Annotated in this window: 17 protein-coding genes; 7 read left to right on the forward strand and 10 right to left on the reverse strand. The window is 41.6% G+C overall.

Features of this window, described 5'->3' with window-relative positions; translation table 11 throughout:
• Nucleotides 1–410 precede the first annotated feature (410 nt).
• On the forward strand, nucleotides 411–1,895 hold the full coding sequence (gene mltF, locus ACYQ2C_RS17000; protein WP_460051980.1) for a membrane-bound lytic murein transglycosylase MltF: 1,485 nt from the start codon (nucleotides 411–413) through the stop codon (nucleotides 1,893–1,895).
• Between the two features lie 117 nt (nucleotides 1,896–2,012).
• On the opposite strand, the gene tadA is transcribed toward mltF, so the two are convergent.
• The 6 genes from tadA to greB form a co-directional block, all read right to left on the reverse strand.
• Nucleotides 2,013–2,495: a tRNA adenosine(34) deaminase TadA gene (gene tadA, locus ACYQ2C_RS17005; protein ID WP_460104341.1), complete on the reverse strand. Its 483-nt coding sequence runs from the start codon at nucleotides 2,493–2,495 to the stop codon at nucleotides 2,013–2,015.
• A gap of 5 nt (nucleotides 2,496–2,500) precedes the next feature.
• Nucleotides 2,501–3,382, reverse strand: a complete 882-nt coding sequence (locus ACYQ2C_RS17010; RefSeq protein WP_460104342.1) for a putative RNA methyltransferase — start codon at nucleotides 3,380–3,382, stop codon at nucleotides 2,501–2,503.
• The gene (locus tag ACYQ2C_RS17015) at nucleotides 3,379–3,639 is read right to left on the reverse strand and encodes a DUF1653 domain-containing protein (RefSeq protein ID WP_460051975.1); all 261 of its coding nucleotides are present in this window, start codon (nucleotides 3,637–3,639) and stop codon (nucleotides 3,379–3,381) included. The genes ACYQ2C_RS17010 and ACYQ2C_RS17015 overlap by 4 nt, the downstream gene beginning before the upstream one ends.
• Before the next feature lie 66 nt (nucleotides 3,640–3,705).
• Entirely contained in the window at nucleotides 3,706–4,551 is an 846-nt protein-coding gene (locus tag ACYQ2C_RS17020) for a cobalamin-binding protein (protein WP_460104343.1), read from the reverse strand.
• A gap of 206 nt (nucleotides 4,552–4,757) precedes the next feature.
• Complete coding sequence (locus ACYQ2C_RS17025; RefSeq protein WP_460104345.1) at nucleotides 4,758–6,011, reverse strand: multifunctional CCA addition/repair protein; 1,254 nt, start codon at nucleotides 6,009–6,011, stop codon at nucleotides 4,758–4,760.
• 249 nt (nucleotides 6,012–6,260) lie between these two features.
• Nucleotides 6,261–6,737, reverse strand: coding sequence for a transcription elongation factor GreB (gene greB / locus ACYQ2C_RS17030; protein WP_460051971.1), 477 nt, complete (start codon nucleotides 6,735–6,737; stop codon nucleotides 6,261–6,263).
• 389 nt (nucleotides 6,738–7,126) lie between these two features.
• On the opposite strand from greB, the gene ACYQ2C_RS17035 reads away from it, so the two are divergent.
• Nucleotides 7,127–7,738, forward strand: coding sequence for a flavin reductase family protein (locus ACYQ2C_RS17035; RefSeq protein ID WP_460104348.1), 612 nt, complete (start codon nucleotides 7,127–7,129; stop codon nucleotides 7,736–7,738).
• 86 nt (nucleotides 7,739–7,824) lie between these two features.
• Here the strand turns inward: ACYQ2C_RS17035 and ACYQ2C_RS17040 are convergent, their stop codons facing one another.
• Together ACYQ2C_RS17040 and ACYQ2C_RS17045 are read right to left on the reverse strand one after the other, a co-directional pair.
• The gene (locus tag ACYQ2C_RS17040) at nucleotides 7,825–9,078 is read right to left on the reverse strand and encodes an HD-GYP domain-containing protein (protein WP_460104349.1); all 1,254 of its coding nucleotides are present in this window, start codon (nucleotides 9,076–9,078) and stop codon (nucleotides 7,825–7,827) included.
• Between the two features lie 42 nt (nucleotides 9,079–9,120).
• Nucleotides 9,121–10,317 carry an amino acid aminotransferase gene (locus ACYQ2C_RS17045; RefSeq protein ID WP_460051966.1) on the reverse strand — a complete coding sequence of 399 codons (1,197 nt, stop codon included), beginning with the start codon at nucleotides 10,315–10,317 and terminating at the stop codon, nucleotides 9,121–9,123.
• A gap of 229 nt (nucleotides 10,318–10,546) precedes the next feature.
• On the opposite strand from ACYQ2C_RS17045, the gene ACYQ2C_RS17050 reads away from it, so the two are divergent.
• Complete coding sequence (locus ACYQ2C_RS17050; RefSeq protein ID WP_460104351.1) at nucleotides 10,547–11,017, forward strand: Lrp/AsnC family transcriptional regulator; 471 nt, start codon at nucleotides 10,547–10,549, stop codon at nucleotides 11,015–11,017.
• A gap of 360 nt (nucleotides 11,018–11,377) precedes the next feature.
• Here the strand turns inward: ACYQ2C_RS17050 and ACYQ2C_RS17055 are convergent, their stop codons facing one another.
• Both ACYQ2C_RS17055 and ACYQ2C_RS17060 read right to left on the reverse strand, forming a co-directional pair.
• Nucleotides 11,378–12,838: an NAD-dependent succinate-semialdehyde dehydrogenase gene (locus ACYQ2C_RS17055; protein WP_460051963.1), complete on the reverse strand. Its 1,461-nt coding sequence runs from the start codon at nucleotides 12,836–12,838 to the stop codon at nucleotides 11,378–11,380.
• Nucleotides 12,839–13,092: 254 nt separating this feature from the next.
• On the reverse strand, nucleotides 13,093–14,013 hold the full coding sequence (locus tag ACYQ2C_RS17060) for a LysR family transcriptional regulator (RefSeq protein ID WP_460104352.1): 921 nt from the start codon (nucleotides 14,011–14,013) through the stop codon (nucleotides 13,093–13,095).
• A gap of 289 nt (nucleotides 14,014–14,302) precedes the next feature.
• On the opposite strand from ACYQ2C_RS17060, the gene ACYQ2C_RS17065 reads away from it, so the two are divergent.
• From ACYQ2C_RS17065 to ACYQ2C_RS17080, 4 genes are all read left to right on the forward strand, one after another.
• Complete coding sequence (locus tag ACYQ2C_RS17065; RefSeq protein ID WP_460051959.1) at nucleotides 14,303–15,004, forward strand: CoA transferase subunit A; 702 nt, start codon at nucleotides 14,303–14,305, stop codon at nucleotides 15,002–15,004.
• A gap of 12 nt (nucleotides 15,005–15,016) precedes the next feature.
• Nucleotides 15,017–15,679, forward strand: a complete 663-nt coding sequence (locus ACYQ2C_RS17070) for a 3-oxoacid CoA-transferase subunit B (protein WP_460051958.1) — start codon at nucleotides 15,017–15,019, stop codon at nucleotides 15,677–15,679.
• A gap of 1,622 nt (nucleotides 15,680–17,301) precedes the next feature.
• The gene (locus ACYQ2C_RS17075; RefSeq protein WP_460104356.1) at nucleotides 17,302–17,664 is read left to right on the forward strand and encodes a group I truncated hemoglobin; all 363 of its coding nucleotides are present in this window, start codon (nucleotides 17,302–17,304) and stop codon (nucleotides 17,662–17,664) included.
• Between the two features lie 331 nt (nucleotides 17,665–17,995).
• Nucleotides 17,996–19,039 (forward strand): FAD-binding oxidoreductase, encoded by a 1,044-nt coding sequence (locus tag ACYQ2C_RS17080; RefSeq protein WP_460104357.1) that lies wholly within the window; start codon nucleotides 17,996–17,998, stop codon nucleotides 19,037–19,039.
• Nucleotides 19,040–19,169 lie beyond the last annotated feature (130 nt).

Here is a 19,169-nt window from a genome sequence, read left to right on the forward strand (position 1 = left end):
GCTGATTTTAGTTCGTTTTCCATACGGATTTTTGTGTTTTAACTCAAATCAACAATGAAAATTTTGTCAAAAATGGTTTGCAAAATTCATCACAAATAAACTTTTTTTAAACATTTTTCGTCTAAAAAAGAAACCGAGTTAGAGCTTTAGTTATCAAAAAATATTGATAACCACCAGCTAGGATGGCGCCCAAAGTAAGTAAGTACTATATCAACCGTAATTTTCAAGACAGGAAACATAAGCAGCTTCTAATTTAGCATCAAAATTTTAGACCGCCGCTACTATAATTTTTAATAGCTTTCAAGCTAGCGCTTCTCGTCTCAGACGATTAAAATTCGCGCACTTTTTACCCAGGCTCGTTCAGTTTTGATTAACTACAGTGCAATTACCTTTAGAGAATGATCCGTAAGATGCCTTTTGTCACGTTCATTAAAAGAGCGATTAAGTTTTCGGTTGCCACAGCATTTGTGGCCGGAATCTGTTCGCCCCTATCCGGTAGCCACCTGCCAACTGAACTTGAAAATGTTTATGCAGACGGATTTCTGAACGTTATTTCACGCAACGGTCCTACAACTTATTTCGAAGGCCCACAGGGGTTAACCGGTCTCGAATACGATCTCGCTAAGGGCTTCGCCGATTTTTTAGGCGTTGAACTTGTCATCCAAGAACAAGAAAATTTAAACCGCATCATCGCCAAGGTGGCTCACAAAGAAGCACACTTTGCGGCGGCCGGTTTAACCGCCTCGTCTGAACGCGCGGAGTTTGTCCGGTTCACCCAAGCCTACACCGACGTCAGTGAACTGCTCATCTATAACCGAAGCAATCCAAAGCCAGAATCCTATGAAGATCTTGTCGGCAAAAAAATTCTGGTGATGGCTGGCAGCGCTCACGCCCAACGACTGCGAGACATTCAAAAAAGCCACCCCAAAATCCAGTGGGCTGAGCACTCCGAAGCCGAAATGGTCGATCTAATCGAGATGGTTCACAATGGTGATATCGATTACACCATGGTCGATTCGAACGTATTCTCGCTAACCGAAAAGATTTACCCCAGAGCTGGGGTTGCCATAGAGCTAGAAGGCAATCAAGGTTTAGCTTGGGCTTTCCCGAATCAAGTTGACTCAAGCCTATATCTTAAAGCCCAAGAATATTTCGACTCGATTAAAGAGTCGGGCCAGTTGGCTAGCTGGATGAGCACCTATCAAAACGAAATCGATCTCGATCAAAGTGGCGCTTTGACGATTGCCAAAAAAATTGAAACTCGATTGCCGAACTGGGAAGAACATCTGCGCGATGCAGGCGCTGAATTTAACTTAGAATGGCAATTGCTGGCGGCGATTAGCTATCAAGAATCTCACTGGAATCCCAAAGCGCGCTCACGCACCGGTGTTCGAGGCTTCATGATGCTCACCCAAGCAACGGCTGCCGAAATGGGTGTTACCAACCGCGTTGATCCCGTACAAAGCATCAACGGCGGCGCCAAATATTTTAAAAGTATTTTCGAGCGTATTCCTGAGCGAATTCAAGGCGAGGATCGAACATTGATGGCACTTGCTGCTTACAATGTTGGTATGGGTCACTTGGAAGACGCTCGCATCTTAACCGAACGCGCCGGTGGCAATCCCGACCGCTGGCAAGAAGTGAAGCAATATTTACCTCTGCTTTCGAAACGTAAATACTATCGAACCGTTAAACACGGCTATGCCCGCGGTTGGGAGCCGGTACAATACGTCGAAAACATTCGCCGTTATTACGCAATCATCACGTGGCACGACACCTTCACTAATAATCGTGCATTGGCTGCCGAATCTACAGAATTACATTCTGATGTTCGCCCGGTTACCTTCCAAAACGAAAGCGAAGATCTAGAAGACTTCAACTATCCTCTTCTTTAATTGCAATCAATTTAAGCACAGCGAGAGCTTTCAGTATCATTTGAGCTGATAGAAAATTAAAAACCCGCTTAAAGACAGCGGGTTTTTTAGTGTTGTAGTGAGGTATTTTTAAGAGAATTATTGCTGCGAAGACTGTTTTTGCTGCTTAATTTGCTTTCTCCGCTCGCTAAAAAAGCTGCTGATCAGATTAGAGCTTTGTTCTGCCAAAACACCGCCCACAACCTCAAGGTAGTGATTACCATAGCCTTCATTAATAAGCTGCAATCGACTTTCAATAGCACCAGCCTTAGGTTCTGTGGCAGCGTAGATAAGCCGCTTCACGCGACTGTGAATGATCGCACCGGTACACATTGCGCAAGGTTCTAGCGTCACATACAAATCACAATCGACTAATCGATAATTACCAATCTTTTGAGCCGCTTGCCTTAACGCCAAAATTTCGCAGTGCGCCGTAGGATCACACAAACTGATCGGAGCATTCCAAGCGCTTGCAATAATTTGTTGATCACGAACGACCAGAGCACCTACCGGAACCTCACCGATTTCGCGAGCTTTTTGTGCCAATTCCAACGCTTGGCTCATCCAATATTCATCGTTCATTGCGTTTACGAATCACGCTGACAAACACGAATTAAAAAATCCGCCTGAACATTTTCACAACCTTGATTCTGCCAATCTAAGCGTGATTGTTCAGAGCACTTCCAAACCATGGGTGTCATTGACAACAAGTTTGCTCGTGCCGCAGCAGTTGTTAAATGCATAGTGAAATTAACCGGAATTAGCTGTACCTCTTTATAACCATTAGGTACCGGCCAAGGTTCATGTTCAATCGCTTTTGGATAAATAGCAGCTCGAAGCTCTTTTAAATGGGTCATTCCGGGAAAAACTTGCAGCCAATATCCCGAATCTTTAAGCACTTTATTCACCTCATCAACACTTGCAGGAGCAAATGCTTGTACCACAAAATCCACCGACTGTTGCTTTAACGGAATTGAAAACACACTGGCAACCGCAGAATGTGCGCGAACAAATTTTTTTGCTGCCGATTTAATGGCTTCTTTAGATATATCTAAAAGGTACCAGTGATCTTTGAGTACTGTATTTGTCTGGACAATACTATTAGAAAAATAACCTTCACCGGCACCTATATCCAAACCCGAATTGAGATTTTTATCTGTAGATATCAATTGTTTAATAACATCAGATAGCGTTTCGGCTAACGGCAAATAATGCCCTTCTGTTAAAAAATCGGTTCTAGCACGAACCATGTCTTTTGAATCGCCTGGATTTTTCGAGCCTTTGTTCTGTACGGGCAATAAATTCACGTAACCTTGCTTGGCTATATCAAAGCTATGATTATTCATACACGATAAGCGATTACCCTGTTTTGATACGCTTTCAGACGAGCCACCGGCAGCGGCGTTGGCGTTGGCACCGTCGATTGATAAAGACTGATTGCACAAAGGGCAGGTCCACCAAATACTCATTGAAAACGACTGCTCAACTTTTCCAACTCAATGTCCGAGGGAACTCGAATAAATTCAAAGCGCGGCACTGGTTCGTCATTCACCATTACCGATTCGATAAACATTTTAAGAGGGCGCACCCAAACATCGTATTTTCCGTACAAACAGCGATAAACCACCAAACGCTCTTCGGTTTCGCTGTGTTTGGCAATGTGCATTACCAAATATTCTTTACCCTTGTAATGTTTATAGATTCCAACTGGAATGGTTTTGGTCATACAATCAAACTCAAATAAATACGTTTTTCTGAATATTGTCATGTTACCGTTTGTCTTGACGAAATCCTAGCGACTGCGAACGGTATCAAGTGCTTGGCAAATCTCTTGAACTCCAACCATAACGCGTGTGGTGTGACGAACTAAATGATCTGCATTAAATGAATAGATATGTTGGTTTGCAACGGCAGAAATCGATTGCCACTTTTGCCAATCCTCTATCCACTCGGCCGTGCCGTCTCGCTCATCGGTGCCAATAATAATAGTCGGATTTTTAGCAATGACAGTTTCGATTGAAACTAACGGAGCTTTTGCAATGGCATCGGCAAAAATGTTTTCACCTCCGCATAAATCAATAATGTTGCCAATCAATGTACTGTTATTGATGGTTTGTAAAGGATTATCCCAAACCTGAAAAAAAGTTTTTACGGCTGGCTGATTGGCATAGTGTTTTAATTGATTTAATTGCTGCAAAAAAGATTCTGCTTCTCGATTCGCCATTGCAGATAAACCGAATAAAACACCCAAATTTTTCAGTTCATGAGCAATACTGTCGAGATTTTTAGGCTGCGACCAGTAAATGGGAATGCCTAGCTCTTCAAATACCGATAAGCCGGAATAATTGCTACCATCGGCCCAAATTAAAATTAAATCCGGTTTGAGAGATATTATTTTTTCGATATTTAATGCCTGAAAATCGCCGACGTTCTCAATCAACTGTGCTTGTTTTGGAAAATCACTAAACGCAGAAACACCTACCAAAAAATCACCACCGCCAATCGTAAATACATTTTCCGTTAAATGAGGTGACAAGCTTATCACGCGACGGGCAGGAGCTTTCAATTTCAACTGATGATCTAGATCGTCTATCACTGCAATTGAATCAGACTCCATAGGAATTTCTGCCGAAGCCACACTCGAAACCAACGCGAAAAAGGCACAGCTGAGAAATGAAATAGCTCTAAATATTTTTTGCATTAATTATTAACTGAGTAAATCGGTGATGTGTTAGATATTTGAGAGAAAACAGATAACACTCTAAGAAAATTCCCAGAGACAGCTTTTTAACTGCCACCAAGAACAATTTAATTAAAGAACCACTTGATTAAAGAACAACTAGACTAATCACAAACGTGCTCTTTAAGTGCTTTTTTAACGTCCTTAATTCTTATTTGTCGTAATTGTTCGGCTAAATCTAAGCCACGATAACCCTTATCAAGCAAGGGTTGCACATCAACAGATTTTGCAGCATGAAGAGCCGTTAATAAATATTGTGCCTGCGGATAGGGTTTATTTTCTAACCCTAATCGACCCCGAGCATCAGACTCGCAGGCAGCAATAAATTGCTCAACACGCACGGGACGCCGAAAGCCATCTAAGTCTTCTAACAATCGTAAAACACTGCTCGGCTTCATCTCTTGCAAACAGTGCGCTCGTAAATGATGTTTGGTTACCGCATTGGCCAGCTCTCGATAATCTTTGGGAACTCGCAAACGTTTTGATACCGCGTCGCTGAGTGGTAATCCCAAATTTTCGTGATCAATATGTTTTGGCCATAATTCCCTTGGCGTAATACCTTTTCCTAAGTCGTGAAGTAATACGGCATAGGTAATTAAAGCATCATTAAAAGCCCTACGTGCGTAATCAATGCTTAGCATCACATGTTCACCCGTGTCGATTTCGGGGTGATATTGTGCCGTCTGAGGAACACCAAACAAGGCATCCAGCTCGGGTAATATTTTTCCGAGTGCATCGCAGGCTTTTAATACTCGGAAAAACTCACTGGGGTTCGGTTCGGTCAGTGCTCGCGAAATTTCTTTCCAAACTCGTTCGGGCGTTAATGTATTTAACTCGCCTTGCTGGGCCAGTTGATTCATTAACTCAAGTGTAGAAGCATGAACAGAGAATCCTAAATCTTTATAGCGAGCCGCAAATCGAGCCACACGCAAAACTCGTAGTGGATCTTCGACAAATGCAGGCGAAACATGACGTAACACTTTCTGATTTAAATCGTCGATACCACCGCAGGGATCAACATAGTCACCGCTGTCGTTTTTAGCAATGGCATTAATCGTCAGATCGCGACGAATAAGGTCTTCTTCAAGAGTAATATTGGGATCAAAGTCGCACACAAACCCCTTGTGACCTGCCCCAGATTTGCGCTCGGTACGCGCAAGTGCGTATTCTTCTTTCGTGACGGGATGTAAAAAACACGGAAATTCATTGCCAATTTGTTCATAACCTAAACGTCGCATTTCTTCAGGTGTAGAGCCAACCACCACCCAGTCGCGATCGGCAACGTTTCGACCGAGCAGTTCATCACGAACCGCACCGCCGACTAAATAAGCTTGTAAATAATGATCGCTTTTATGCACCAAACTTCTAACCTTATATTGTGTTTACACTCGGTATTTATGAAATAACCATCAATACCGAATTTATTCCCGAGATACTCAAGCGCAAGTTTGTTTTAGGAACCTCTGATTAACTCATCCATGATTTAATCAGAGGACAGAAATTGAAAATGCGATTTCCAATTTCTTTACAATTTCAATCACTTACCGTTCATGAAATTGGCGACACATCCTTGTGTCACGAGAAACTCTGGTTAATCAGAGTTTCCTTTAATTTTTTGGATATTCTATAGAATTAATCATCCAAACTTTTGAACCCATGTCCGTTTTTACCAGCGCTTCGTCATCCACTTCTTTTTTTAAGAGTGCACGCGCCATGGGCGAGTCGATTGAAATATAATCATTGCGATCGAAAATTTCATCGTAACCGACGATTCTAAAACGCTTGATATCACCGTCTTCATTTTCAACCTCGACCCAAGCGCCAAAAAATACCTTCCCTTCTTGCTGAGGATGATAGTCAACAACTTTTAAGTGCTCGATAGATTTTCGTAAATAACGCACCCGTCGATCAATTTCACGCAGCCGTTTTTTGTTGTATTGATAATCGGCGTTCTCGCTGCGATCACCAAGACTTGCCGCCCAAGAAACTTTTTTTGTAACTTCAGGGCGTTCTTCTCGCCATAAATAATCAAGTTCTTTTTTTAACGCTTCGAAGCCTTCGCGGGTAATAAGCGGTGTTCTCACAATATCAAACCGTCGGGAAAATAGTTCTAATGTATTTAGGAGCCGTTGATTAACTCATCCATGATTCAATCAACGGACAGAAATTGACAATACGATTTCCAACTTCTTCACAATTTCAATCACTTATAGTTCTTGAAATTGGTGACACATCCCTGTGTTGCCGGAAACTCTAAGTTAATCAGAGTTTCCTTTAGTATTATAAATACCCATTGAAAGTAAAAACTCTTTGTAATTAAGTAACTTAGATAGTCTCTAAGTCGTTAAAGGATTACTTTCTTGGGGTCATGTTAACAAATCACCGTCATGAATCCCATGGCTTGTAGGCTTGGTTTTAGTACGCTTTTCCGTTAGTGTTTCGACCATTCAAGTTTACCATCAGGAAGGTCACCATGATTTTTAATTTGGACGAATTATCGCCAACCCAACGGTATTTCACTCTGACCCAAAGCATAGTACCGCGTCCGGTCGCTTGGGTACTTTCAGAAAACGCGAATAAATCGTATAACCTCGCACCCTATTCCTATTTCAGTGGTGTTGCCAGTGACCCACCGTTGGTGATGATCTCTGTGGGTAAAAAAAATGATGGCTCATTGAAGGATACGCGCACCAATATTATTGAGCGCAGTGAGTACGTTATCCATATTCCACACCAAGAAATGGCCCACGCTGTTACCGAAAGTGCCCGTCCACGCCCAGAAGGTGAATCTGAAGTAACCGCGCAAAATCTTGAACTGTGCGAATTTGAAGGTTTTCGCTTACCAAGACTTAAGGCTGCAAGAATTGCTTTGGCGTGTGAAAAATACCGCGTAGAAGATATAACTGATTCGCAAGCAATGATTTTAGGATTAATCAAAGCAGTGTATGTGGATGACGACTTAATTACCGAGTTTGAAGATGGACGCGTAAAAATTGATGCGCAAAAACTGCAACCCATTGGCAGACTGGGTGGCGACGACTACACAGGACTCGGTGAAATTATTACCGTCCCTAGACCGCGATAAACCAACAATTGAGATTCATTAAGGCCATCTATTAAAAAAGACGGCCTTAATTGAGTAGCATCCAATCGTAGCGTTTTGTTAATACATTATCGACTGCGAAACATAAGTCCACGCTGCTGGTATTCTTTGGCGGAAATTCCAAAACTTCCATCAATCAAAACATCTTTAATTAAATACGATCGATTTAATTGCCCTTTTTCGACCTGAGCCAGGTCAACAATTTTTTCTTTAACAGGATTTTTATCGGCGTCGAGCAACACAATTAACTTGGGTAACTGCCGATATTTATGATTGGTTTCAAACACCAAACCAACCTCACCGTTCATTAATTCCACCACAGAACCGGGTGGATAAAGACCAACGGTTTTTATAAATTCTTGAGCAAGTTCTGCATCGAAATGCGTGCCCTTATCTTGGTAGATAATTTTCAGAGCTTGAGTAGCGGGAATGGGCGGTTGATAAACTCTATCGGCGGTCATGGCATCAAAAGCATCAACAATCGCTATCACTCGTGAGTAACGACTAATTTGAGCATCGTTAAGCCCGCGCGGATAACCTTGACCATCGATGCGCTCATGATGGTTCCAAGCAACGTCCACCGCCTGTGCAGCGCCGCTGCCAGCCGACATTAATAAATTTCGTCCATACACCGAATGACGTTTCATTATTTTCATTTCGTCGTCGGTTAAAGGGCCGGGTTTATTCAGTATCTCAAGGGGAATTTTCATCTTACCGACATCGTGTAATAGTCCACAGATGCCAAGGTCATAGAGCGCGTTTTCGTCGTACCCCAACTGACGACCAAAGGCAATTGCTAGTATGCAAACATTCAAGCAATGCTCTGAGGTATAGCTGTCTCGATCGCGGATTTTAGACATCCACATTAAGGCATCAGAATTTCTCAAAACGCTTTCAACACAGTCGCGAACCATGGTTTTAGCTTGCTGTGTATTAATCACAGAGGTGAGACGAACTTCATCTAACAGGCTTTTGGTCAGCCGTCGCGCATCACGATAAACGCCATAAATTCGCTCGTTTTCTTCTCGTACTGGAATTTTATTGATGTAAATGGTTTTTGTAGGAGCCTGCGTTAAGGTTGCGTTTGCGTTAAGAGAGACCCAATGCTCTTCTCTAACATCCACCCAAACGTATTCACTGTATTGCGCAACGGTCTCGATATCATCAATAGATTCGATAAGAAAACCTTGCATAAGAAAGGGAGTTTCTAACCAGTCTTTTTCGAGCTTAGAAACCCACATTCCAATTTTAAGCTCAGAAATGTGGATTTTTTTTGATTGTACTTCGTTGGCAAAGTGGCCGTTGGAATGATGCCTCGGCATAAACGCACCCCTAAGAATCTAGGGCTGCGTTGAGCCCTTTACTTATTTTGCCAAGACTTTTGCGATAGATTCGCAAAGGTACGGCAAGTTATTATTGTTGATGCCCGCTATACTGATGCGGCTGGATTTGGTCATATAAATACTATAGGCCGTTTTTAGCTCTTCGACCTGATTTTCATTGACACCTAAGAACGAAAACATACCGTTTTGCTTTTTAATAAAGTCAAAGTTCGCATCACATCCAGCCTTTTGGATTCCATCAACCAAGGCATGACGCATTTCGATAATACGGCCTCGCATTTGTGCTAATTCTTCAATCCACAAATCTTTCAGAATTGGATCAGCAAGAACGGTTTCAACCAAAGCAGCGCCATGAGCAGGCGGCATAGAGTAAATTTCTCGGGCAACATTCAGTAGTTGGTTGGTCACCAAGGACACTTGTGCAGGATCTTTCACCACAATCGACACGGTGCCGGTACGTTCGCGGTATAAACCAAAGTTTTTCGAGAAAGAATTGGCCAATACCAATTCAGGAAGATTCTCAGCCATATAACGTAAACCAAAAGCATCAGCGTCAATTGACTCGCCAAAACCTAAGTACGCCATGTCGATAAATGGAATCAGACCTCTGTTTTGCACAAATTCGGTAACGATTTGCCATTGCTGCTGGGAAAGATCAGCACCGGTTGGGTTGTGACAACTGCCGTGAATCAGCACAAAATCACCGGTCGATGCGTCTTCTAGAGCGGCCATCATTGCGTCGAAATCAACTTCGTTCTTGCTGGCATCGTAGTACGGATATTGACGGAACTCTAAACCAGAGCTGCCTAATAAAGGCACGTGATTAGGCCAACTTGGGTCGCTTACCCATATTTTCGAATTTGGATTGGCTCTTTGGATTACTTGCGCAGCAACTCTTAATGCACCACAGCCGCCCGTTGCTTGAATGGTAGCCACTCGATTGTCTTTGATAACCGGGTGATTTTGGCCGAACAATAATTCATTGACCAAGCTAATAAAGCGTTCCGTGCCGCCTGCTGGCAGATAGGCTTTGCTGTTCTCTTCTTGAAGATAACGAATCTCGGCTTCTTTTACCGCTTTCAAAACCGGAGTTAAGCCATTCTGATCCTTAAAAACACCAACGCCCAAGTCAATTTTATTCGGGTTTGTATCGGCACGGCACTGAGCCACTAATCCTAATATTGGGTCGGCCTGAAGTGTCGGTAGTTTTTCGAACATATCTGCTCCAAAGAATTTTTCTATCATGTCGTCAAAATTTCGCCGCTAGATTAGAGTAATTTAGGCAGAAAATCTAAAACATTTTTCAGAAAATAAAATAAAGCGTTTTTTTCGCAAATGTATTAAAAAAGGGAATAATCAACTCGTGGAATTTCTGGTTTATAAGTGAGCATTTTTCAAAACTACTTCTATTATTAGAAAGAAGATTTAGATACACGGACTAAACCGCATGACATCAACCTCCGAGATAGATGAATACGATCGTAAAATTCTTCGCGCCTTGCAAGAAAATGCTGATTACTCCATGGCGGAATTAGGCGAAAAAGTTGGACTATCGCACACGCCCTGCTGGCGGAGAATAAAACGTCTTGAAGCCGACGGAATTATTTTAAATCGTGTTACTTTATTAGATCGCCATAAACTGAATTTAAACGTCAGTTTGCTGGCTCAAATCAGCATGACCAAACACGATCAAATAACACGTCAATCTTTTGAACTAGCCGTATTAGACATACGCGAAATTGTTGAATGCTACTCTACCAGCGGCGAAAAAGATTACGTATTGAAAATCGTTGTGCGCGATTTGGCGGAATATGAAGAACTACTAAAATCAAAATTGTTATCGCTACCCGGCGTTGCCTCAATAAGCTCTAACTTTGCATTGCGGCAGGTAAAATACACAACCGAACTGCCGTTATAAACGAAGTATTTCCAACATATCATTAATACACACTGCGGCCGACAGCTCATATTATTAGTATTCGTTACATTGAATTAAACACAAAAAAAAGCCCGATGAATTCGGGCTTTTTTACGAGTACTGACTCTACAACACACGTAACATTAGTTTAGGAAATTAACATTAGTTTAGAGAACTCTGATTAATCTAAAACTTCCCACCACAGATGATCGTCTCGTCAATTTAAAAACAATCAGCAATTGAAGTTGTGAAGAAAGTGAAGCAGTGAAAAAATTAAAGTTGTGACAAAAATGGAAATCGTATTTTCAATTGCTGTCCTCTGATTAAATCACGGCGGAATTAATCAGAGGTTTCTACAACTTAACTCAAACCACCCAAGCACACATATTTAAGCTCTAGATAATCTTCAATACCGTATTGAGAACCTTCTCGACCAGAGCCCGACTCTTTAACGCCCCCAAAAGGCGCCATTTCGTTAGAAATAATGCCTTCGTTAACGCCCACAATTCCGTATTCCAATGCTTCGCTGACTCTGAAAATACGACCTAAATCGCGGGTATAAAAATAAGACGCCAAACCAAATTCGGTATCGTTAGCCATGGCGATAGCTTCTTGTTCGGTTTTAAATTTAAATAAAGGCGCAACCGGGCCAAATATTTCTTCTTTAAATACGCGCATCGAATCATTAACGTGAGTCAACACTGTTGGCTCGTAAAAGCAATTACCCAAATCCGAAGCTTTACCACCAATGGTGACACTGCCACCTTTGGCCACTGCGTCTTCAACTAACTCTGCAACATTTTGCGCGGCTTTTTCATTAACCAGCGGCCCAATATTCACGCCATCTTCAAAGCCATTGCCCATTTTAAATTTCGCAACCGCTTCAGTGAGCTTTTCGGCAAACTGTTCGTACACACCTTCTTGAACCAAAATACGGTTAGAGCACACACAAGTTTGCCCGGCATTTCGATATTTTGAGGCAATGGTTCCGGCAACGGCTGCGTCTAAATCGGCATCATCAAAAACAATCAAAGGTGCGTTTCCGCCAAGCTCCATGGATGTTTTCATTACCGTATCGGCGCATTGTTTCATCAACACCTTACCAACGGGTGTTGAACCTGTGAAAGTCAGTTTACGCACGGTTGGATTTGAGGTTAATTCACCGCCAATCTCGCGAGAACTTTTACCAACCACAACATTAAACACACCATCGGGAATGCCTGCCTCTTGGGCAAGTACCGCAATCGCCAGCGCGCTTAACGGCGTTTCGGTGGCGGGTTTACACACAAAGGCACAACCTGCGGCCAAAGCCGGCCCGGCTTTGCGAGTAATCATGGCATTAGGGAAATTCCACGGTGTAATTGCGGCGACCACGCCAACGGGCTGCTTCATTACTAATAAGCGTTTATCGCTGCTTGGTGCAGGAATAATATCGCCTTCGATACGCTTGGCTTGTTCGGCAAACCATTCAATATAGGCGGCACCGTAAGCGATTTCACCAGCGGCTTCGGCAACGGGTTTGCCTTGCTCGGCGGTCAGAATTTTGGCGAGGTCTTGTTGATGTTCCATCATCAAATCAAACCACTTGCGCAGCACATTTGAGCGTTTTTTAGCGGGCCAAGCCTTCCACTCTTGCATGGCTTTTTGCGCACAATCGATGGCTCGGGCGGTTTCGGCGGCACCAAGGCTCGCAACTTCGCAAAGAGTTTCGCCATTTGCCGGATTAACCACAGCAACCGTTGCGCCGCTGTCTGCATCAATCCATTTGCCACCAATAAAAGATTGTGTGCGCAATAAATCAGGTTTGTTCAGGTCGATCATTTATCCTCCTAAAACAGCTCAAATTTAATGTGTATCTATCACAAGCTGTTGTTTTTATGCATTTCGATAAGCTGTTAGTTCAAGCGTTTGTCTGTTGTTGGCCTTATATTTAGCCAATAGTTTCTCAAATTAGCCCGGTCTTAACAGTTAATAAGGTTTTATCTACAAACTAGTCTGAAACAATTACAGCAATTTCAGTAATCATTACAAAAATCACCGCGACAACTCATCGTTACTACCGGTGAAAATAGTAACTAAAGCGAATTATTTTCACCGCTATTTATTTTCAACAAGGTTACTAGAAGATCTCGCATAGCAATGGCCGGTGATGACAAGGCAAAACGAGTGCGATAAACAATACCAATATCGCGGTTTAGAATAGGTTGATCTAACGCGACGCACACAGCGCCAGAGTCAATCATCTGCCGCTCACACAAACGTGGCACCACACTCACACCAAGGCCCAATCCTACAAGCTGGCCTACTGTTGCTAATTGATTCACTTCGATAGCCGCAGCAAAACCCAAACCACGTGCGGCCAGAGTTTGTTCTACGTACAAACGCAGGCTCGACGGTGCCTGTAAAACAATCAACGGTGACAGTAATAACTCGGGTAATTTGATGCGTGACTGGGACGCCAATGGATGATCTTTAGATACCACACCCACCAGCTCGTCGTTAAACAATTTAATAAAGGTTAGGTCGTCGGATTTGCCAGGATTAAAACAAACACCCAACTCAGAGCGCCCCTCACGCACCTGATCAATCACCGATTCGTTCAAAACGTCGTGCAATAAAATGTTGATGTTCGGGAACTGGTCTCTAAATTCACGCAGTACCTTTGGCAGCACAGAAACCGCAAACGACGGCATTGTAGAGAGAATCAATCGCCCTTGCTTTAAGTTAAAAGCATTAACGACATCGCCCAAGGTTTGTTTCCAATCACCCAATAATCGTTGAGCCGCGGGATAAAACGCTTCGCCCTCAGGTGTTAGATGCACAGATCGCGTAGAGCGAAAGAACAGAGCGCCGCCGAGTGCCTCTTCAAGATTCTTTATCGAAATACTCAACGCCGGTTGCGATAAATGCAATCGCTCGCAGGCCTCGGCAAAACTGCGACTTTGCGCCAAAGCGACAAATGCCGAAAGCTGTTTAATGGTTACATTTAGCGACATAGCGCAATCCTGATTGTGGTGAGCGATCTCTTTAACTGAATAAAAAAGATACTATTATTTTATAAGTTAAATTAAATAATAAGATATTTAAATTTGATAAATGAATCAACTTACCTGATCATGGATTCAAGCCGAGTGACAAACCTCACCATGATCTCCCACACAATTTGAAGAACCATTCGGAGATTTACTTGCCTCAAAAGGTGTTGCCACCCAAGCTAATAAGAATAATTAACGTATAAATCCTAAAACTCATTTCAATTTGCAAAACTACTCCTAAGGAGCACTTATGTCAGGTTTTGATAAAGTGGTTTCCAGCTACGAAGAAGCAATGGCTGGTCTCACAGATGACATGACCATTATTGCCGGCGGCTTTGGCCTTTGTGGTATCCCAGAAGGCTGCATCAAACAAATAAAATCCATGGGCGTGAAAGGCCTAACCATCGTTTCTAACAACTGTGGTGTTGATGGCTTTGGTTTGGGAATACTTCTCGAAGATCGACAAATCAAAAAAATGATTGCCTCATACGTGGGTGAAAATGCCCTGTTTGAGAAACAACTGCTCTCTGGTGAATTAGAAGTTGAATTAACGCCACAAGGTACACTGGCCGAGAAAATGCGCTCCGGCGGCGCGGGTATTCCCGCCTTCTACACTGCGACCGGCTACGGCACACCCGTCGGCGACGGTAAAGAATCAAGAGTGTTCAACGGTAAACACTATATTTTAGAAGAATCTGTAGTGGGTGATTTCGCGATTGTAAAAGGCTGGAAAGCTGATCGCTTTGGTAACGTTATCTACCGCAAAACCGCACAAAACTTTAACCCATTGGCGGCAACCGCCGGTAAAATCACCGTCGTAGAAGTTGAAGAAATCGTTGAACCTGGCGAACTAGACCCAGCACAAATTCACACGCCGGGCATTTACGTTGATCGCCTCATTCAAGGCACCTTCGAAAAACGTATTGAACAACGCACCGTTCGCGCTAAATAAGGGGAAACGATCATGGCATTAACACGAGAGCAAATGGCACAACGCGTTGCTAAAGAACTCAAAGACGGCTACTACGTAAACCTTGGAATTGGCATCCCAACATTGGTAGCTAACTACATTCCAGAAGGTATGTCGGTGATGTTTCAATCCGAGAACGGTCTGCTGGGCATGGGACAGTTCCCCACCGAAGACGAAGTTGACGCAGATATGATCAACGCTGGCAAACAAACCGTCACGGCAATTCCCGGCGCTTCTATCTTTTCATCCTCAGACTCTTTCGACATGATTCGCGGCGGCCATGTAGACCTTACCGTTTTAGGCGCCTTTGAAGTTGATGTAAACGGCAACATCGCCTCCTGGATGATTCCGGGTAAGCTCGTCAAAGGTATGGGCGGCGCAATGGATCTTGTTGCCGGTGCCGACAACATCATTGTAACTATGACTCACGCCAGTAAGCACGGCGAATCTAAGTTATTACCACAATGTTCCCTACCCTTAACCGGTGCGGGCTGCATTAAGAAAGTATTAACCGATTTAGCGTATCTCGAAATTGCCGACGGCAAATTCCACTTAAAAGAACGCGCACCCGGCGTAAGTGTTGAAGAAATCATCGAAAAAACCGCAGGCGAACTAGTAGTGCCTGACGTTGTTCCAGAAATGACCTTTAGCGCTTAATACGCTTTTTAGAGCACATGCCTCTGCAATCAACAAGCATGTGCTCTTATCCCACCCGCACCACCGCTTCTCTCATCAACCTTCCTATAAAATTACTGGTTATCAGTTATTACCAGTGCGGCAATTTGTAGCGCTTCAAAAACAATTTAGTTATTCACACAGCAACAAAGACAACACCAACAAGCATTAAAAACCAACGCTAATATGCAAATAGTCGTCGAATTCTTACTGAGTTTTAAGAATGGTGAACAATAAATTTAACAGGGAAGTTAAATTTTAATCCTATCGATTGCATAAACACCAAATACATCCATCACAGATTCATCGAATTTTTTAAATGTTCCACTGCAAGCGCTAGATTATTCATCGATTCCAATAACCTTTTAAACTCCAGCGGTTAATCCTTCAGCTGTTAGTAAAGTGATCGAGCGTTTAAACAAAATTCCTATTTAGCTAATCGATAAGATAAGTAATATTACTTTTGTAGAGCTATTTATATTTCAGACATAAAACTGTCACCGGACTCTGATTAATCCAGAGTCTGGTGACACAAGGACGTGTCGCCAATTTCAAGAACGGTAAGTAATTGAAATTGTGAAGAAATTGGAAATCGCCTTTTCAATTTCTACTCTCTGATAAAATCATGAATGATTTAATCAGAGGTTCCTATATAAAAAAGCTACTGCCACAAAGGTACTACCTGTAAAGATTACACGTTAAAAACGACAAATAACTTTGAAAACCTAAAATTCAAAGTTCGTATTGATGACAAATTAAAATTAAGACTGGTGTTAGAGAACGGAATAAAGATAACGAAGAAAAAAGACAAAAAAAAGGGCGCTTAAATTAAGCGCCCAAGCAACACCTTAGGGAATGTGAGATAAAATCTCGCTAGGAAACATTGAAAATTAAATTCGGGTTAATTCACAACGTACTACTAAGACTTATGTACTTTTAGATAGTTCAGAAAAATTTTTTATTTTTTTCAGGACTTCATAAAAACTGTTTGAACTTACAGCTAAGGTAACTTTTTCACTGAGCTTCACAGTGAAAAATTGTGTACAAGCTCTGAATAAATTAGACCTAGCGCACAAAACCGATATTCGAATATCGCAATTAATCGAATATTGCTAATTCGATCTCCGCTTAGCTTCCGTTCATGACTTTCTGAGACAATCACCCAATCAATAAGTTTCTGATAACTGTTTTGAAGATCTAAAAACTATTTCATTCAATTAAGTTGTATGAATATTGAACCAGTCTTTAAAATCAGCAAAATACTGAAGACGAACTCCACACAAACTCGTTAATCTGCAAAACCTCTCGTATTGCGATTTGTTGCCGACAAAGACTACTGTCACTACCTATAACAAAAACGTGTCTAATATAAAGATTATTCAAGTTTATTGAAAAATAATCTTTGCAAACCATTAAGATTCATTTAATATGAATCTTAATGGTTTTAGCCTGAAAGATAATTCCGTCCGATTTCATGAGTTGTTTTTAAGGGAAAGATTAAGACCATAGATTCTTTTAATAACATATTGATTTGCAAATATTCCTCAGCAATATCCGCAAATTCATCTTTATGCACAAAACAGTTTTAAATTTAGGAAATAATCATGAGCGAGATTAGTGTATTTGAGAAGTTAGGTGGAGCAGCCGCAGTAGACGCCGCAGTAGATATTTTTTACCGAAAAGTATTAGCCGATGACCGCGTCAGTCATTTCTTCGACACCATCGATATGGAAGCCCAGCACGCAAAACAGAAATCCTTCATGACCATGGCTTTTGGCGGGCCAAATAGCTACACCGGCAAGGACATGCGAGAAGCTCATAAACATATGCATTTGACCGAAGAGCACTTTGGCGCAGTTGCTGAAGCATTAATTGCAACACTTCAAGAATTAAATGTACCGCAAGAAGATATTGATTCTGTTATTAGCGTTGTACTTACCACCAAAGACGACGTTCTAAACAAGTGATCTTTTATTTTAGGAAACTCTGATTAACCTAGAGTTTCCCTTAACACAAGGATGTGTCGCCAACTTCAAGAACGGTAGGTGATTAAAATTGTATTTTCAATGTCAATACAGTGATTGAATCATAGATGGGTTAATCAGAAGTACCTAAATTCAGACACACTTAAATAAGGTTAGTGAGAATATTCTTTTTTAATTTCATTAACCACTTTTACTGCACGTTTTCATCTCATCTAAATTTTAACAATCTAGACACAACTTCAAATTAGTGTAATTCTCGCTCACATTATTAGCAAAAATTAGCTAAATAAAAAAGAGATATATCGAGGTAAAAATGCAAGACAATACAACAACAAAAATTACTTATCTCGATAAAACTGTCGTTAGAAAAGCGCAAAACAGTGTTTTAGAAACCTTATTAAGTGAAGGAATAATAATTCCAAACAGTTGTAGAGCTGGAGTTTGTCAAAGCTGCCTAATGAAAGCTTCAGATGCGACCAAAGAATATTTACCCAAAGAATCTCAAAAAGGATTAAATCAAGCTGAAATTAAATTAGGTTATTTTTTAGCGTGCAGCTGTTATCCGGAGCACGATTTAAGTGTTGGCTTGCCAGTGCAAAATTTAGAAGCAAATCATCACGTAAAAATACAATCTATTCAAAATCTATCCGCTTCGGTCTATCAGTTATGTTTACCTGAGGTGATCAAATACAGCCCCGGACAATTTATAAATTTATCATTTAACACAAACCAAACAACTTACACACGCAGCTATTCAATTGCCAGTGTGCCTAATTTAGACTCAAATATTATCTTACACGTTAAAAAGCATGACCATGGCGTTTTTGGGCAATGGCTAGAATCAAACCAAGACCTTTCGAAAAATATCGAAGTAAGCGGCCCTTTTGGCCAGTGTTTTTACACATCTGATTTAGAAGAATTAACAACCGGCTTGTTGTTAGTCGGAATCAGTACCGGATTGGCGCCTTTATACGGCATTTTAAGAGATGCTCTACAACAAGGATACGATAAACCTATTCATCTAGTCTTTGGCGCTAAAACAGACGATGGACTTTATCTACTTGAACAACTGAAAGAATTGCCCGACGCAAATAAGAATGTACAGCTTCACTTTGTCACCCAGAAAAGTTTCACACAACAAAGTTCATCAAATACACCAGTGATAGACGTTTTAGGCAATGTAGATATTTATGATTATTGCGCAAACCTACCATTAGATTATTCAACACAGGCTGCGTTTATTTGTGGCGCACAAACGTTTGTGAATAAATTGAAAAAATCACTGTTTTTAAAAGGTATTGCGCTTCGCAACATAAAAAGTGATGCCTTTGTGGCTGCCACACAAATAAAGCAATAACATTAATAAAAATTAAGGCTTAATCAAAACAACATAAAACCTTGTCGAAATGTACTTAAGGAACCTCTGATTAACTCATCCATGATTTAATCAGAGGACAGAAATTGAAAATGCGATTTCCAATTTCTTC

The sequence above is a fragment of the Sessilibacter sp. MAH3 genome (assembly GCF_054658275.1).